This is a genomic window from Oscillatoria sp. HE19RPO (genome assembly GCF_024220515.1).
Classification (GTDB): domain Bacteria; phylum Cyanobacteriota; class Cyanobacteriia; order Cyanobacteriales; family Laspinemataceae; genus Laspinema.
This window is the reverse complement of the sequence record NZ_JAMXOT010000082.1, coordinates 1-18,473: the sequence shown is the minus strand read 5'-3', so window position 1 is coordinate 18,473 and position 18,473 is coordinate 1. Positions and strand designations below refer to the sequence as shown.

Here is an 18,473-nt window from a genome sequence, read left to right as displayed (position 1 = left end):
GCCTGCGCGGGCTGGGTATTTGTCTGGGTTGGTTAGCCCCCGCAGGCTCAAGCCTGGGGCTATACGGACGAAGCCCGCCTGCGCGGGCTGGGTATTTGTCTGGGTTGGTTAGCCCCCGCAGGCTCAAGCCTGGGGCTATAGGGACGAAGCCCGCCTGCGCGGGCTGGGTATTTGTCTGGGTTGGTTAGCCCCCCGCAGGCTCAAGCCTGGGGCTATAGGGACGAAGCCCGCCTGCGCGGGCTGGGTATTTGTCTGGGTTGGTTAGCCCCCCGCAGGCTCAAGCCTGGGGCTATACGGACGAAGCCCGCCTGCGCGGGCTGGGTATTTGGTGGCGATGCAAAAGTCCCCGCAGGCTAAAGCCTGGGGCTATACGAACGAAGCCCGCCTGCGCGGGCTGGGTATTTGTCCCGGTTCCTGGTTAAATTTCCCAGGTGGAAAAGATGGTTTTTTCGCGGTGGTGTTGAGGTTGATTTCTAATATAATTGGCAATGGTATCTATCTGGTTGTGACTAACCGTAAAAACTCCATAACCGCCTTGCCATTTAAAAAATTCTTGGGGTTTGATTTCATGCGTGATGAGGTGGGATGAGCTGCCTTTGGCTTTTCTAACAAGTTCTGATAGGGTTAAAGTAGTGGGAAAGCCAGTTAGTAAGTGAATGTGGTCTTCTATTCCACCAATAGCAATAACGGTACAGCCTAATTGTTCACATTGTCCGACGATCGCTGCATAAACAATATCTCGAATATCAGGCGTAACCAGTGGTAACCGATCCCAAGTTCCCCAGACACAATGTACATACAATTGTGTAAAATTTCTAAGCCTCATGTCGATATAGCAAAATTGATTTCAAACCAGCCCGCGCAGGCGGGCTTCGTCCGTATAGCTCCAGGCTTCAGCCTGCGGGGCTTTTTTTTGTTCCCCCAGCCCGCGCAGGCGGGCTTCGTCCGTATAGCTCCAGGCTTCAGCCTGCGGGTTTAGCGGGACCACCAGCCCGCGCAGGCGGGCTTCGTTCGTATAGCCCCAGGCTTCAGCCTGCGGGGCCGGGACCAGCCCGCGCAGGCGGGCTTCGTCCGTATAGCCCCAGGCTTCAGCCTGCGGGGCCCGGGGCTTTAGCGGGACCACCAGCCCGCGCAGGCGGGCTTCGTTCGTATAGCCTCCGGGCTTCAGCCTGCGGGGCCGGGACCAGCCCGCGCAGGCGGGCTTCGTCCCTATAGCCCCGGGCTACAGCCTGCGGGGCCCAATTTAACCCACCAACTCAGTCCCGCGCTTCGCTAACGCTTCCGGAGTCAACCCATTGAACTCCATGATTTGCGTTGCACTAGCAGTCGTCTCTCCCCGCTTCCAGGCAAAAACATCCCGCTTGGCGGTACTGCGTAACATAATCGGTTCTAACATTCCCGAGGCCCCCCCGGTCACGCCAATTAAGGCATCCCCGCCAAAGAACTTCTCGAACCCAGCATCATCCAAGAATCCGCCATCGGCTTGAGAACAGGTATCCCACGCCACATCATGGGGACGATACAACCGGCGCGGACTCACAACCGATACAATCTTCGACCCAATCCCTTGGGCTTTTAATTGCTCTGCGGCGTCATACACCGGAATCAACGTCATATCCCCAATCACCGCAAACACTACGGTTTTATCTCCGGGAATCTCTTGAAGAACGACTGCCCCATCTTGTAACGCTTGTTGAGTCTGCTCGAAAGTGGTGCGAATCGGTAACGGGGTTTTACTCGCTGTAATCACAATCCCTTTATTCTGCGTACTCAGCGCCCAATCATAACAAACTTGGATGCTATTAGAATCCGGAGGGAACAAGGGAAAAACGTTGCCGTTTCGCATCATGGCGGCAAAGTAGTTTTCAATTTCCGGACGTTGGTGAGTCCATCCGTTGCGCCCTTGTTCTAAGGCTCCTGCGGTATATAAAGTGACCGTACTCGGGGTCGGACGGCGTAATTCCGCCATCGCTTGGGTGACGGTTTGCCAGATGGGGACCCCGTTAATGGCAAAGGATTCGTAGGAACACCAGAGGGTCCGTGCCCCAAATAAGGCTAATCCTGCCGCTAATCCGGCGCAGGCATCTTCGCTTAAAGGTTCATAAACTTGGCCCTTGGGTCCTTGAAAATAGGTATCGTCGGCGGTGGGGTGAATAATTTTTAGAGCAACGTTGATGTTGTTGATGCCGGAAGCAGCGTTACCATCAGCGTTGGTGACGACAAATTTGGGGTCTTTTTTGCCGACGTATGCGACAAGTTCTCCCATTGCGGTGGTGGCGACTTGCTTCTCCCCAGTCGCATATTCATTGAGGGGGAGTTTGCCTAACTCCGGCAAGGCTAACTCAAACTCAGTTTTGACAATACTAGCCGCAGGTCCCCCAGCAGCTCGTTCAAAGTTGGTCCGAACCAGTTGCCACGCTTCGGGACTCAGGGAACGGGTTTTGAGGGCGCTGATGATTTCTTCATTATCTAGGGTGTGATGTCCATACAAGTTATGGGATTTGGCCCCACGGGCATGGACCCCAGCCCCTTTGAGTTGTTTGATAATTAGGACGGTGAGTTTGCCTCCCAGGGCGGATTTGGCCGCTTTGTCCGTGGCTTCGATTACCGCTTGGGCAAATTCTAACCGTTTTTGGAAGGAAAAGGCTGTGCTATCGACATATTCACCGGGTTGGTTGGCATCGTCGTAGTCTTTGGCGTTGACGAGGATGATTTCCTGGAAACCGTTGCCTTCCCAGTATTCAATCATCTCTTGGTTGGGTTTGGTGGACACCATGCTGTGGTGTTCCTGGGAATATCCGTTCCACACCAGGATGGGGAGGAAGTTGGTGACTTCGGGGTAGGCGGTGTGGAAATGCGCCATGCTACTCATGACATAGGGTTCGCCGATGCCGCCATCGCCGATGGTGACGGGGAAGAGGATGTCGGGATGCAGGAGTGCCCCTGCCATTGCGAAATGCTGCCCTTGTCCCAGGGGTCCAGCGGGGTTGAGGAGTCCGGGAATTTGTCCGGAGAGGTGTCCGAGGAGTCCTTTGTGTTCCCGGAAGCGATCGCGCATTTGTTGGACGGTATGAATGCCCATTTGCTCTAAGGAGCGGTCAAGGAACATATTACTGTAGAAGCCGGGGGCATGGTGTCCGACTTCGGTGATAATATTTTTATGACCGAGCATTACTAGGGCGGCGATTCCCTCGGCAACGCTGGCAAATCCGCCTGGGTGTCCGGAGGCTTTCGACGCGGTGACTTGGAGGATTAGGTAGCGCAGGGCGTCGGCAGCGAGGAGGGTCTGGTAGGCAGCGGCGTGGTCCGGGGGTGAGGCGATCGCAGTTTTCCCTGTGGCGATCGCTGGTTCTTTGCCATAACGGTCAAAATCCGGCCATTGTTCGCCAAAATGTTGAATGCCCTCACAAAATGCAGGGGTCTTTGCCGGTGCGGATGGAATCTTTGTCGTCATGTTTATTTTTTAACCTCTATGAAACTGTAATCCTTGCGTTTTTACAATTATTTCACAAATTTACCCCCGGGCTTACAGGTTTCGCAACCTTTTTGTTGTTCAAGTCCATCAGTTCTACTTGGGTTGGCTATAAACTGAGGCGATCGACGATGTGGGGCCCATAGATTGCCCTGCATGGTATTGGACCGTCAGGCTGTTTGAAGTGAGACCTGGGATCGGTTCTGCGAACCACTCCAAAACAGTCAAAATTGCCTAAGCTACAATCATCTTAAAAATTTTTGATGGAGTTTGCTCGGGAGCGATTTCCGTGGCTGTGGCTGTATAATCGTTGAAGAGGGGGACGGGTTGAAGGTCGTTGAGTTCGGGAAAAGGTCTCACTTCGACAGGGGCGATCGCCTTAGCGGTCCCAAAATCTCTGAGAATAGGGTTTGAAATTCCAGCTAACCGAGGGAGTCTATTAAAACAATGAAGAAGGCAAAGGCAAAACAAGCAGCAGGAATCCTCCAAAATCGGTGGCAGAGGACCGGAGTCACTGTCCTATTCTTGGCCCTTTCTGGCGGAAGACTGGTCAATCCAGTCCAGGGGCAAATTGTCCCGGATGACACCTTACCCAATCCATCCCAAGTCATCAATCAAGGGACTGAGTTCGTGATTGAAGGGGGAACCCCTGCCGGAGGAAATTTATTTCATAGTTTTACAGAATTTTCGATTCCCACGGGTAGTGCAGCCTATTTTAATAATGCTCCAAATATTATCAATATTATTAGCAGGATTACGGGCAGCAATCTTTCCCACCTTGATGGGTTAATTCGCGCCAATGGCAACAGCAATCTATTTTTAATCAATCCGAATGGGATTGTTTTGGGTCCCCATGCTACCTTAGATATTGGCGGGTCATTTGTGCTATCTACCGCCGAGGCAATCCAGTTTAGCGATCGCCATCTCTTTAGTGCAACCAATCCCACCGCATCCCCCCTCCTCACCGTAGCAGTTCCCATCGGATTACAATATGGTCCAACCGGGGGAAATATCACCCTAGAAGGGTCTCGCTTAGAAGTGGCACAACAGCGCAATTTAGCCATTTTAGGCGGGAATGTACTCATGAATGGAGGACAGTTACTCGCCCCGTTGGGTAACATTACCTTAGCGGGAATCAGTTCCGGAGAAATTGCCCTAGAAAATACTATTCCCGAGTTTTCTAAAACCATAATTGGGGCGGATGTTACCCTCACCAATGGGGCGAGGGTGGATGTAACTGGCAGCAATGGGAGTATTCAAGTCCAGGGCAATCATCTCACCCTAAGCGGGGGTTCTCAGTTGCTCTCTGGAATGCCGCTGAATGGCGGTGAAATTGGGGCAATAGCTGGGGATATTCGCGTCCATGCCTGGGGGGATATCCGCCTGAGTGAGCGCAGTTTGATTAGCAATTTAGTCCCATCTGGAGCATTAGGAACAGGGGGAAATATTCAGGTTGTGGGCAATTCAGTCAGTCTCACCTCTGGGGGGAGAATTACTACGGAGACAGCAGGAATTGGAAGCGCTGGACAGATTCAAATTAATACTCCTGTTTTAGAGATTTCCGGGTTTAGTCCCGATGGGTTATTTAGTGGAATTCTCTCTCAATCTCGGACGGTGGAGAGTGGGGGGAGTGGACGGATTAGGATTAATGATGTGAATCATCCTTTGGGGGAGGTTCGGTTGCGCGATCGCGGATTTATTGCTACGGTGACAGAAAGTCATCAAGCTGGGGGTGATATTGAAGTCAATGTCAATACTTTATCCCTAGAAAGTGGGGGTCAAATGATTACCCTTGCCACTCATACGGGAAATTCCGGAAATATTACCATAACCGCCACAGAAAGCATCACCCTTGCGGGGAATAGTGGCCGGTTTTTGGCTTCCCCTTTTGACACCAAAGACGTGACTGTTTTTAGTCTGGATGACTTAGAATTTACCCCAAATTTTAATCCAGAAGTAGAGGCATCCGGTCCCGGGGGAATTCCTTCTGTTACCGTGGAACGAACAGCGGAGGAAATCCGCAATGGAAATACAATTTTTGCCCCAGCAACCGAGAGTTTTGATTATTTTTCATTTACCGTTGTTGCACCAGGACGGGCTATTTTTGATATTGATGGCGGCGATGGATATCAGGATATTCCCGGTAGCTTTGATTCGGAATTGTTTCTATTTGACCGATGGACGGGAGAGATTATTGCTCTAAATGATGATTCTAGTATTAACGATGGCGCTTTAGGCAGCAGTGTGGAACAAGATTCCTATATTTCAATTAATGCCCTAAATCCAGGCAATTATGTGATGGGCGTGGGGGAATTTGATACGGTTCCCCATCCCGTGGAACTCCTGGAAGGGGATAAAATTGATATTGGAGACACCTATCGGTTGCACCTTTCCTTGGAATATCCCGGAATAAATAGGGTATTGCCTCAAGAAAGCGCTGCTTTGGGTAATTTTAACCCTAATTATGGCGGAAGTAGTGGGATTATTTCCCTGACTCGGACGGCGGGAAACGGTGGCGATATCCGAATTAATACCGGAATTTTACAGGGAGATTCCCCGGGACGAATTCTGTCTAGTACCTTTGGAACCGGACAAGCGGGAGATATTAGTTTAGTCGCTAATTTAGTGGACCTCAATCGGGCAAATATTGCTAATATCACCCGAGGCAGTGGCAGTGCAGGCAGCATTTTTGCGGTTGCTGAATCCTTTACCCTGAACAATAACGGAATTCTCAATCTCAGTAATTTTGGATCGGGGCATACAGGAGATATTAAAATTGATGCCGAAAGCGTTAATTTACTAAACGGCAGTATTATTAATAATAGCACTTATCTGAGTGGCAATGCGGGAAAGGTGATTATTAACGCTCGCAGTCGCCTGGTGATTACGGGGAATTTGGACAATATTGAAAGTCGGATTTTAAATTTAGTTGGAGGTCCTTCATCGGTCGGAAATGCCGCTGGAATTGAGTTGAATACGGGAGAATTAATTCTGGGAGATGGGGGAGGAATTAATTCTACCAGCTATGGAGAAGGAGATGCGGGGCCGGTGACAATTCAGGCTAGTGAAGGAGTGACTTTAACCCGATTGGGACCGAATCAACGGGGTTCGTTTATCTGGAGTCGCATCCGAGGGACTGGGCGAGGAAATGCCGGAAATATTAGTTTAATTACTCCCCGAATTTTCATGGATGATGGGGCGGCAATTTCCAGTTTTACCCAAGGCATTGGCAATGCGGGAAGTGTGAATATTCAGGCGGGAGAAATTGTGGTATCCGAGGGTTCGATTGATAGTAGTGTGGAATCAACGGCAGTGGGGGATGGGGGAGAGATTAATCTGAATTCCAGAACGCTTTCTTTACGCGATCGCTCTCAAATTAGTGCTAAAACTGAGGGACAGGGAGATGGGGGACAAGTCCGGATTCAAGTTACCGATGCGATCGCCTTGGATAATAGTACGATTACCACCAGTAGTGCCACGGAGGGCATCGGCGGAAATGTCCAGATTCAAGGGGGGAGTTTACTGTTAGATAATCAGTCCTTTATTACGGGAGAAACAACCTCCTCTCAAGGGGGAAATTTACAATTAGAATTAAGCGGTCGTCTCCTGATGCGTCGCGGCAGTCAAATTACAGCGACAGCGGGAACCGCCGGGGCCGGGGGTAATGGGGGAAATATCCAGATTTCGGCCCCCGTTGTTCTAGCATTTCCCACAGAAAATAGTGATATTACAGCCAATGCTTTTGAAGGGGATGGCGGCAATATTCAACTGCTTGCTGAAGGTATTCTCGGATTAGAATTTAGAACCCAACCGACCTTTAGAAGTGATATTACGGCGAGTTCTGAATTGGGAGTCTCCGGCAATGTCACCCTCTCGACTCCAGAAGTAGAACCCGGGTCCGGATTAGTAGAATTACCCCAACAACTTGCGGATCCGGCGAATCAAGTCACCGTCGGTTGTGCCGCAGCAGAGGGCAATTCGTTTACAATCGTCGGACGGGGAGGATTACCGGAAGACCCCAAGGGGACAATCCGGGGTCAAACTCTTTGGGAGGATTTGCGCCAATTTTCCCCAGATATCACAACCCAAACCGAGACAGTACCTCAGAGGCGATCGCAACCCTTACCCCCGTTGGTAGAAGCAACCGAATGGCGGATTAATCAGGAGGGGAACATCACCTTAATTGCTACTCTACCCACAACGAAGGGCGATCGCCTCCCCCCCTGTCCGTCCTCACCCACCGAACCTATCAGGCAGGCACAATAGTCATGCACAAACCCATCACCCCCTATCTAAAGTCCCGTCAAATCCGACAATTCCTCCTCCTTCCTATCCTCACCATCCTCACTATCCTCACTGTTATCACCATCATCCCCCCCCATCCAGCCACCCCCCATCCCCCAAGGACAAATGACCAAGGACAAATGACCAATGACCTATCCCCCATCTCCCAAACCCCCGACCCCACCGAATTAGTCCAACGGGGAACCCGCCACTATCAACAGGGACAATTCCTGGAGGCAACCCAGCTATGGGAAGAGGCATCAGCCATTTATGGCGATCGCCCCATCTCCTTAACCCAAGCCCAAACCCTCACTTATCTGGCCTTGGCTTATCATAAGTTAGGCCGTCGCCCCCAAGCCGCCACCGCCATTGCCCAGAGTTTAGAACTCCTGCAACAGGTTGATCCTCTGCCCTCCACAGGGTTGGCAATTCTCGCCCAAGCCCTGAATACCCGAGGCATTCTCGAACTGGCGTCAGGACAGCATCAAGCTGCCTTAGACACCTGGAAACAAGCCGCAACGACCTACGATCGCGCAGGAGATGACATCGGTAAGCTAGGGAGTTTGATCAACCAAGCCCAAGCCCTGCAAGCCTTGGGCCAGTATCGTCGCGCCCGCACTTTGTTAGAACAATGGATTGTCGAATTAGATCGACAACCGGATACCCTCTTGAAAGCCGCTGGATTGCGGAGTTTGGGGGTGGCCCTCCAAACCATCGGGGATTTAGAACAATCCCAGGCGGTTTTAGAACAGAGTTGGGCATTGAGCGATCGCCTCCAATCCCCAGGGGATACTAGCGCCACCTTACTCAATATCGGGAACATCGCCCGGTATTTACACCGCGATGATATTGCCATTGCCTACTATCAACAAGCGGAACAATTAGCCACCGACCCCCTAACGCGATCGCAAGCTCAACTCAACCAGTTTAGCCTGTTCGTCACCCAGGGTGACTGGGATGCCGCCCGCAGATTACGCCCCCAACTCCAATCTCACTTAGCTACCCTGCCCCCGAGTCAAGCTGCTATCTATGCCCGAGTTAATTTTGCCGCCAGTTGGAGCAAAATAGGGGAAGACTTGCCTGAAATTGCACAAGAGTTAGCCGAAACCGTTGCGATCGCCAAAGACCTGCAAGATGGGCGATCGCAAGCCTACGCCCTCACCCAACTCGGCCAGCTTTACCGCCAAGCCGAACAGTGGCAAGAAGCCGAAACCCTGACCGAACAAGCTCTCCAAATCGCCCAATCCATCCAAGCCGATGAAATTATCGCCCCGGCTGCTTGGCAACTGGGTCAGATTTTCTCCCAACAGCAGCAACTCCAACCCGCTCTCACAGCCTATAATATTGCCTTTGAAACCTTGCAAAGCTTGCGTCGAGACTTAGTAGCCATTTCTCCGGATCTCCAGTTTGATTTCAAAGAAAGTGTAGAACCTGTTTATCGCGAACTGGTGAGTTTGCTCCTCCAACCCGATGCCACCCCTAGGGAGATTGAACGGGCTAGACAAGTCATGGAAGCCTTGCAAATCGCCGAATTAGACAACTTTTTCCGAGAGGCTTGCTTAGATGTGCAGCCGGTACAATTAGAGCAAATTGATACCCAAGCCGCAGCCTTTTATCCGATTGTCTTACCCGATCGCCTGGAAGTGATTCTCTCCTTGCCGGATCAACCCTTGCGCCACTATAGTACAGCCCTGAGTAACAGTCGCATCGAAGCCACTCTCGAAGAACTGCGATCGGCCATGCACCCCGGCTATTCCTCCCCGGAACGCTTGCGCCTGTCCGCCCAAGTCTATGACTGGCTAATTCGACCGGCAGAAGCGGATTTAGCTAAAAGTGAGATTACCACCCTCGTCTTTATTCCCGATGGCGGGTTCGCAGCCATTCCCCTCGCCGCCCTCTATGACGGCAGCCGCTATTTGATTGAAACCTATAATACCGCCCTGAGTCCTGGGTTACAACTGTTTCCTCAAGGACTCACCCAGGAAAAACTCACCGCCCTCACCGCCGGGTTAACCGAAGGGCGACAAGGATTTTCCCCCCTCCCCGGAGTTGCCCAAGAATTCCAACAAATTACCCAGAAAGTTGGCGGGGATACGTTGCTCGATCGCCAATTTACCCGCGCCCAATTTGAAGCCCAACTCAATCGCAACTCCTACCCGATTATTCACTTAGCTACCCACGGACAATTTAGTTCTAATCCCGAGGAAACCTTTCTGTTAACCTGGGATGGGCGAATTTTTATTAAAGATTTCGATAAGTTGTTCAATAAGCAACGCTTAGGGATTCTCAAACCCATTGAACTTTTAGTCATGAGTGCTTGTCAAACCGCAACGGGAGACAAACGTGCTACACTCGGTTTAGCAGGATTTGCACTCCGTTCCGGAGCTCGCAGCACCCTGGCTAGTCTCTGGTCCGTTCACGACCAATCCACCGCTGATTTAATGAGCGAGTTTTATCGCCAATTAACCCGATCCGAGGCAGGAATGACGAAAACCGAGGCGTTGCGCCAAGCTCAATTGGCGCTTTTAAACGACCCTTTGCACAAACATCCCTATTATTGGTCGGCGTTTATTTTAGTGGGAAATTGGTTATGAAATGGGTTTCTACTGTTCTATGTTTTCCCGAAACTGATGAGGTGTCCCCATGAACCATCCGCCACGCATTGTTATTCCCAGCTTCATGTTTGCAACCCTCGCCGGGGCATTGGCCCTATCCGCTTTGGCCCAGCCGGTGCAAGCGGAGGGGGTTAAAGTCCCTGCTTTGATCGGCCTGCAATTTCAGCCCCCCGGCGACCCAGTACCCGCCACCAGCGTGGGGGGAGGCACTCGCGGTAACGTGAGATTTGCCCCTCCTGGGGAAACTGCCCCCGCCACCAGCGTGGGGGGAGGCACTCGCGGTAACGTGAGATTTGCCCCTCCTGGGGAAACTGCCCCCGCCACCAGTATCAGTGGCGGCAGCCGAGGGGATGAAGGGACCCTCAGCCAGGGGGGTCCGGGGCTAGAAGCAGTCGCCTTGCTACCCTCTACCCAACATGGACGCACCATTTCCGCGCGTCCCACTTTCTTTGTTTATGTGCCCCCCACTGCAACGGAAAAAGTATTTTTTAGCATCCAAGATCAAGAGGGCAATCATCACTACCAAACCACCTTGGATATCAACGGGGGTGGATCAATTGTCAGTTTCACCCTACCGGAATCTGCACCGGAACTGGCAATGGATACCGACTATCTCTGGTTCTTTGTTCCCTTAGATGCCAGTGGTAAGCTGCAACCGGATAGTTATAGTGTCACGGGATGGGTGAAGCGCGTGGAAGCTATAGACACGGCACCGGACGCAGAGGCCCTCTCCTTGGCAACGGCTTATGCAGAAGCCGGGGTCTGGTATGATACTCTCACGACCTTAGCCGTGGCGCGAGTCAATCAACCGGATAATCTCACCTTAGCCGAAGAGTGGCGCAATCTCCTCGGACAAGTCGGATTAGAGGCGATCGCCGCTAGTCCTCTGATGATACAACCCTCACCCTAACGAGGGAAAATTGCCAACGGGTGTATCTCTCTTTCTTTTGCAACCGGACAGGGTTCGAGCAAACTATGTGGCAACAGTTCCAACAGAAAATCGGCTTGTGGCGTGGCCCACTCCTAATCACCCCGGCAGTCACCGGGGTGATTGTTGCCTTAAGTAGCGCCGGTTTTTTGCACCTCTTTGAATGGGCCGCCCTGGATACCTGGTTTCGCCTGCGTCCCCCAGAACCCGTAGACTCGCGAATTGTCATTGTGACCATTAATGAACCAGACATCAAGTATGTTCAACAATGGCCAATGAGCGATCGCATCATGACCCAATTAATCCAAAATATCAACGCTCAAAACCCGCGATTGATTGGATTAGATATTTATCGGGATATACCCGTAGAACCGGGTCATGAAGCGTTAAATGCCCTATTTGAAGTCACTCCTAATCTAATTGGGGTGGAAAAAGTAGCCGGAAACCCCATTGCCCCCTCGCCTCGATTAGCAGAACTCGGACAAGTCGCCTCCAACGATATGTTACTCGATCGCGATGGCAAAATCCGTCGGGGTATGGTGTTGGTGGGGAAACCGGATGGGACATTACTTGAAGGACTTGCCACCATTCTGGCCTTAAAATATTTAGAAACCGAAGGCATTGAATTAGCAGTGGCTGATGAAGCCAAATCCATTTATCAACTAGGTCAAGCTACATTTATTCCCCTTACTGGCAACGAGGGAGAATATAGTAAACGAGACGGGGGTGGCTATCAAATTTTAGTCAACTATCGCGGTGAACTCGACCGCTTTGCTCACATTTCCCTCACCGAGGTGTTGGAAAATCGCATTCCCCCGGACTTGTTCCGCGATCGCATCATCTTCATTGGGGCCGCCGCCCCCAGTCTGAATGACACCTTTCAAACTCCCTACACCAATACCCTGTTTGGCATCCCCGAATTAATGCCCGGAGTGGTCATTCATGCCAATTTAACCAGCCAAATTTTAAGTAGCGCCCTCGACAATCGTCCAATGCTCTATGCCACCCCCAAATCCTTCAAATGGGGGTTAATTTTTATTAGTTCGGGATATAGCGCCCTCCTCGGTTCCCTCTGGTTGAAAACCCGCTGGTCCGGACCCGGAATTCTCCTCGGGTCTGTGGCGATCGTTGGCAGTTCCTACATTGCCTTTTTATCCGGTTGGTTAATTCCCGTCTTCACCCCCGTCTTAGCTCTCGTCAGTGCAGGGGTATTCAGCATCGGCTACACCCTCTGGAGTAACCTCAAATTGTCCTATCAGCAATTAGCGGAATATGCCAAAAGCTTAGAGGAAAAAAATCAAGAACTCAAACGCTTAGATGGACTCAAAGATGAATTTCTAGCCAATACATCCCATGAACTACGCACCCCCCTGAATGGGATTATTGGCATTGCCGATTCCTTAATTGATGGGGTGACCGGACCCTTATCAGAACCGACGATTTTTAACTTAGAAACCATCACCACCAGTGGTCGCCGGTTATCCCATTTAGTCAATGATATCCTGGATTTTTCTCAACTCAAACATAAAAATATTGAACTGCAACTCAAACCCTTGGATTTGCGGGCGATCGCCCAAGTCGTCCTCAACCTCAGCAAACCCCTAATTGGCGACAAAGACTTGCAACTGAGTAATGCCATCCCCCCAGACTTTATCGCCGTCAATGCCGATGAAAATCGGGTGCAGCAAATCCTCCATAACCTCATCGGAAATGGCATCAAATTCACCGAATCCGGCTTAGTTGAAGTATCAGCTAAAATTGTAGAAGACTTCGTAGCCATTACCGTCACCGATACCGGAATTGGCATTCCCCAAGACAAACTCAGTCGCATTTTTGAATCCTTTGAACAAGCCGATGGTTCCACCGCCCGAGAATATGGCGGAACTGGATTAGGATTGGCGATCGCCAAGCAACTCATCGAATTACATCAAGGAACCATTGAGGTCGAATCCGAAGTCGGAAAAGGGTCACGCTTTACCTTTACCTTACCCCAAACAACCGCCCCCGTCGCCCCCGCCAAACCCCCCGTCGTTCGTCCCGAATCCATCAACCGGACCCCGGACCCGGTGAGTCAACAATCCTCTGCCAATAACCCAGTTTTAGCCACGGAAATTTACATCAGTGAGGATGCAGAATTCAAAATTTTAATCGTCGATGATGAACCCATCAACCTGCAAGTTCTCGCCAATACCCTATCCTTGCAAAATTACGCCATTACCCGCGCTGCAAATGGTCCAAAAGCCCTAGAAATTATTGAGAATGGATTTAAGCCCGACTTAATCCTTCTCGATGTCATGATGCCTCGGATGACGGGATATGAAGTCTGCGAAAAAGTTCGGGAAAAATATCCTGCGATCGACCTCCCGATTGTTATGCTGACTGCCAAAAATCAAGTCTCGGACCTCGTAGAAGGATTTAGCGCCGGTGCCAATGATTATTTAATGAAACCCTTTAATAAAAACGAACTGCTGACCCGGATTAAAACTCATATTCGTCTGGCTAAAATTAATGCAGCTTATGGCCGATTTGTTCCCCATGATTTTTTGCATTTTCTCGGCCAAGAAAGTATCGTAGATGTGAAATTGGGCAATCATATCAAAAAAGAAATGACCGTTTTATTTTCGGATATTCGGGATTTCACCAGCCTATGCGAGGAAATGTCCCCAGAAGAAACTTTTCATTTTATTAACAGTTACTTAAGTCGAGTCAGTCCGATTATCCGCGATCGCAACGGATTTATCGATAAATATATTGGGGATGCGATTATGGCCCTCTTCCCCAACTCTGCCGACGATGCCGTATCCGGGGCGATCGCCATGCAACATCAAGTCAAGTTATTTAACGAACATCGCCAGGAAAACGGACAAGTCCCCATTCAAATCGGTATCGGCTTGCATACCGGCAGTTTAATGTTAGGAACCATTGGCGAAGCGGAACGGATGGAAAGTACGGTGATTTCCGATGCGGTCAATTTAGCCTCCCGATTAGAAGGATTAACTAAACAATATGGTTCGGCGATTTTAATTAGTGAAGATACCTTAAATAAACTGGAGAATCGGGAGTTCTATCAATATCGATTCTTAGATCGCGTCCAAGTCAAAGGCAAAAAAGTCAGTGTAGCTGTCTTTGAAATTTACAATTCCGAACCCCACGACTGCATCGAACTCAAAAGCAAAACCTTAGCCCAGTTTGAACTGGCGATCGCCTGTTATCAAGAAGGCAATTTCGAGCAATCCCAAACCCGCTTTCAGCAAATTCTCCACACCAACCCCGGCGATCGGGCGGCACTTCTTTATTTACAGCGTTGTCAGAAGTATATTGAACAGGGGGTTCCTAAAGATTGGATAGGGATAGAAGCGATGAGCGAAAAATAGGGCGGGGGATAGATCCCCCGCCGGTGGGGCGCTTCGCGAAGCGCCCCTACATAATCCCCTACATAATCCCCTACAGAATAGGGTTCTTTCACGAGGTTTTACCTCACTTGACTTCAATTTCCCGAACGAACTCCACCAGAACCTCACCGCCTCTTGTGAGTTGATACTCCCCGCGCCAGACCCCGGGTATGATCGGGCGTTCGGGATTGTTGCGTTTACCGACATAACCCATCCAGGTTTTACTCGGGGAAGTGATTTCCTGGGTATGTTCCACGATCGCCTGTCCATTGGGTGCAATCAAGTTAAACTGATAACTATCCCCCGCTAACACCCCATAAGTATGTACCCAAAACACAATGGCCGGAATATCTTTAGATAGCTCACCTTGGGGAAATCCCCCTTCCCACAACGCATTCATTTCCGGAGGCGTATCCGCAAAACCGGCATCGATCGCCCCCGTGGGAGTATAATCCAGGGGAACCGTCCAAATCGGACTCCGCGACACCTGACAACCGGGACCCGCTTCCGGTCCCACAAACGGGTCAACCACCTGTCCTTCATACCAAGCGGTAATATGAACGTGCGGGAACGCTGCGACCCCAGAAGCGCCCACCATGCCTAAAACCGTTCCAGTCTCCACCTCCATTCCGGGACGGACAACCACGCTACCATTGCGCAGATGACAGTATTGGGTTTCCCACCCATTGCCATGTTCAATAAACACCCCATTGCCACATTCTCCCTCTTCCAGGGTCTCTACTTGCTGCGGGTCCGTAATCAGGCGATCGCTGACCCCATCCCGGACCCGCAACACCTTACCCGGTGCCGAGGCAATCACCGGAACCCCGGCATTCATTTTATCGGTGTTGGCAATGCCAAAATCGGTGCCTTTGTGACCATCATAGGTTTGCCTCCCACAACCGAAATCCACTTCTCCCGGTCCAGGGTCGCGATCGGGATACAGCAAAATAAAGCAATCCTCGTCTAAGGTACAGTCAATTGGAGGGGCTAATTGCAGGGAGTTGGCAGCAATGGGGGTTTCTGGGAGGGGGGATTGGGCGAAGTTCGGGCGATCGAACCCAATCCAATGGACCGCCACGGCGATCGCGAATGCTAGTAAAATGGTCGCAATGATTTTAGGTTTTCTAAACATAATTAAGTTGAGAGGTTCTAAGCAGGTGGTGCAACTAGACGCAGCAGAGGCGATCGCAGTTTCACCAGCGATCGGTTCTCATGATCGTGAGATACCAAAGCGCCTGGGGTTTGGCGATGCTGTTTCACCCATATTAACGAGGTTTGGATTGATTTGACAGGCAGTGTAGGGAGCCTAAATCAGGGGTAAACGGGGACACTTGAGGACTGAAGAAGCGATCGCCATTTTCGAGAGTTTGAAAAGCGCGATTTTTTACAGTCCAGCTACTGTAGGGATAACACGGCACTCCCATGTCCATCTAAGGTTTTGAGAGGGAGTCATCCCCTGTTCAGTTTGCAAATCCCAGAGTTTCACGGTACAGTCTGCACTACCACAGGCTAAGTTACCATCCGGGGACAAGGCCATCACTTCCCCAGAACTGGGGGGTCTCCATTGGATCGTGAGAGGCTCACCCGTTTGTATTTCCCAATGGTGGAGAGTGCCATCATTGCTGATGCTTGTGAGATATTTTCCGGCCCTGTCCAATTATCCCCAATTAAACTAACAGATTTTGAGTTTTTATAGCGTTCTCAATCCCTCTGTGCGGCTCTAACTCATTAGAGCCAAAAACGCACCGGGTTAACCCATCAAGGCAGGGGAATAAAATCATAACCCAATCCTGATATCCTTCCCGGTTCAACTTTAACCAATTCGGTGGCTTGATTGCGATCGCCCGAAGGCAAAAACCGAATCGTTCCGCTACCTCCCTGAGCCAAAAAGCCCGATTCTGATAACACCCTTTGCACTCCCTGGCGGGTAGAATCTACAGAAATCCCCGCAATCAAAGCCTTAGTCGCGTCATACGCCATCGTAGTGCGCCAGTTAACACTACCGCCCCATAGCTGAGTCGCCGCCACCGGAAACGCCGAATTAGTGTGGTTGAGAATATGCCAGGGAATCGCCACCACCATGCCTTCACTATCGGAACCCGCCTGGAGAATTTCAGGTCTGTAGAGACTATCTCCTCCCAACACAGGTAAAGTTCTCGCATTGACACGCATCACCTGTAAAGCCTCACTTATAGTTTCTGTATTCGCTAATAAGACGATCGCCTCTGCTCCTTGTTCCGTCGCTGATTCTACCGCATCAAAACTATTAAAATTAGCCTCACTCAGATTAACCTGAGCCACCACCGTGCCGCCATCTCCATATAAAGCCGTAGTAAACTCATCTTTGAGAGAACGACTATAACTACTATTTTCGTTATAAAAAATCGCCGCCTGGTTCAGATTCAGGCTATCTACCATATACTTTGCCAGGGTATTAGCCGTAAAGCGATCGCTAGGAACCGTCCGAAAAATGAAATCCCCCGCCCTAGATAACTGGATCGAGGTACTGGTGGGAGAAATTGCCACCAATTGACCCTGTTCATAAACCGAAGATGCCGCCAAAGTCACATCACTGCCAAAATGTCCCACCACCCCCAAAACCTCGTCATCCGCCACGAGAGACTCCGCCACTTGTTCCGCCTGATTCGGGTTGTTGGCATCATCAGCAATCACCACCCGCAAGGGAATCCCGTTAATACCGCCCGCTTGGTTCACTTCATTTTGAGCCTGCGCCACTCCTCTGAGAATTTCCTGGGCGGAATTTTCTGCCGTAGTGATGGGAACAGAAACCGCTATTGTATAGGACCTTCCCCCGCCAATCCGGGCATTATTCAGATAAATTAAGGCTTCCGGATCATTGCGATTTTGCTGTAGGGAGGCTTCCAATTCAGAAACCGCCCTGAAATAATTTCCCTCTGCCAAAGCCTCTATTCCCTGCTGTTTTGCCGGGGAACTTGTGCTAGAAAGTAGTAACTGTTCCCCACCACTGATCGCCATAGATCCGGAGTCATTCCTAGCCCTGGGGGCACTCACCAAGGGTCTAAGATCTGCCCCAGTTCGGGATTGCCACTGACTAAAGGCAAAATAACCGACGGCGACTAATCCTCCAGTCAGCAGTAAGGCTACAATTAGAATGACTGTTTCGTTCTTTTGAGACATTCTCAACTCTCCAATACCGTTTTTCTTTGTAGGTCCCCATATATGCTTTTACTATAACCTGAACAGGCGATATAACCTGCTTAATTTTTTATGAAAATTCCAGACTTTCGATCTGACAGACTGACCCATTCCGAATCAACCTAACTCAACTGAAACAGGTTTTCTAAACCTAGCCCTGTCAAGGTTGATTTGTAGGGGCGCTTCGGGAAGCGCCTCTACATTCCATCACTCTTTGGGGTCATTGAATTTATCTTTTGGACAGGCGATCGCTCGCAGCGCGGCTACATGACATCACTTTTTTGGGTTAGGGATTTCCATAAAAAAACTTCTGCATTAGAAGTTTTGCAGAATTGGAAAAGCCCCCCTTCTTAAGGGGGGTTGGGGGGATCTCTGATAGAAGATTTTATTTTGTGGAGTTCCCTTATTGAATTTATCTTAGGGACAGGCGATCGCTCGCAGCGCGGCTACATGACATCACTTTTTTGGGTCATTGAATTTATCTTATGGACAGGCGATCGCTCGAAGCGCGGCTACATTTTTTCACATTTTGGGTCATTGAATTTATCTTATGGACAGGCGATCGCTCGAAGCGCGGCTACATTTTTTCACATTTTGGGTCA

Annotated in this window: 11 protein-coding genes; 5 read left to right on the top strand and 6 right to left on the bottom strand. The window is 50.4% G+C overall.

Translation table 11 applies throughout. The features are described 5' to 3' along the window. Window positions 1-418 precede the first annotated feature (418 nt). The 3 genes from tnpA to NG833_RS08465 all read right to left on the bottom strand — a co-directional run bounded on the left by tnpA (window position 419) and on the right by NG833_RS08465 (window position 3,454). Window positions 419-802: an IS200/IS605 family transposase gene (gene tnpA / locus NG833_RS08475; protein ID WP_375293892.1), complete on the bottom strand. Its 384-nt coding sequence runs from the start codon at window positions 800-802 to the stop codon at window positions 419-421. A gap of 45 nt (window positions 803-847) precedes the next feature. Continuing rightward, entirely contained in the window at window positions 848-1,123 is a 276-nt protein-coding gene (locus NG833_RS08470; RefSeq protein ID WP_254564856.1) for a hypothetical protein, read from the bottom strand. Window positions 1,124-1,243: 120 nt separating this feature from the next. Continuing rightward, entirely contained in the window at window positions 1,244-3,454 is a 2,211-nt protein-coding gene (locus tag NG833_RS08465; protein WP_254564855.1) for a phosphoketolase, read from the bottom strand. A gap of 465 nt (window positions 3,455-3,919) precedes the next feature. Here NG833_RS08465 and NG833_RS08460 point away from each other — a divergent pair, with 465 nt between their 5' ends. The 4 genes from NG833_RS08460 (at window position 3,920) to NG833_RS08445 (ending at window position 14,673) form a co-directional block, all read left to right on the top strand. Beyond that, window positions 3,920-7,738, top strand: a complete 3,819-nt coding sequence (locus tag NG833_RS08460; protein WP_254564854.1) for a DVUA0089 family protein — start codon at window positions 3,920-3,922, stop codon at window positions 7,736-7,738. A 2-nt stretch (window positions 7,739-7,740) separates the two neighbouring features. Further along, complete coding sequence (locus NG833_RS08455) at window positions 7,741-10,350, top strand: CHAT domain-containing protein (RefSeq protein ID WP_254564853.1); 2,610 nt, start codon at window positions 7,741-7,743, stop codon at window positions 10,348-10,350. A gap of 49 nt (window positions 10,351-10,399) precedes the next feature. Next, window positions 10,400-11,281, top strand: coding sequence for a DUF928 domain-containing protein (locus NG833_RS08450; RefSeq protein ID WP_254564852.1), 882 nt, complete (start codon window positions 10,400-10,402; stop codon window positions 11,279-11,281). A gap of 65 nt (window positions 11,282-11,346) precedes the next feature. Further along, the gene (locus NG833_RS08445) at window positions 11,347-14,673 is read left to right on the top strand and encodes a CHASE2 domain-containing protein (protein ID WP_254564851.1); all 3,327 of its coding nucleotides are present in this window, start codon (window positions 11,347-11,349) and stop codon (window positions 14,671-14,673) included. Window positions 14,674-14,776: 103 nt separating this feature from the next. Here NG833_RS08445 and NG833_RS08440 read toward each other — a convergent pair whose 3' ends face one another. From NG833_RS08440 to NG833_RS08430, 3 genes are all read right to left on the bottom strand, one after another. Further along, window positions 14,777-15,826, bottom strand: coding sequence for a M23 family metallopeptidase (locus NG833_RS08440; RefSeq protein WP_254564850.1), 1,050 nt, complete (start codon window positions 15,824-15,826; stop codon window positions 14,777-14,779). Between the two features lie 252 nt (window positions 15,827-16,078). Beyond that, a complete protein-coding gene (locus NG833_RS08435) occupies window positions 16,079-16,231 on the bottom strand; it encodes a WD40 repeat domain-containing protein (RefSeq protein WP_254564858.1) in 153 nt (50 codons plus the stop codon). Between the two features lie 221 nt (window positions 16,232-16,452). Next, window positions 16,453-17,853 (bottom strand): ABC transporter substrate-binding protein, encoded by a 1,401-nt coding sequence (locus tag NG833_RS08430; protein WP_254564849.1) that lies wholly within the window; start codon window positions 17,851-17,853, stop codon window positions 16,453-16,455. A gap of 408 nt (window positions 17,854-18,261) precedes the next feature. Between NG833_RS08430 and NG833_RS08425 the strand changes: the two genes are divergently transcribed. Continuing rightward, the coding region (locus NG833_RS08425) for a hypothetical protein (RefSeq protein WP_254564848.1) at window positions 18,262-18,473 on the top strand (212 nt) is incomplete at its 3' end.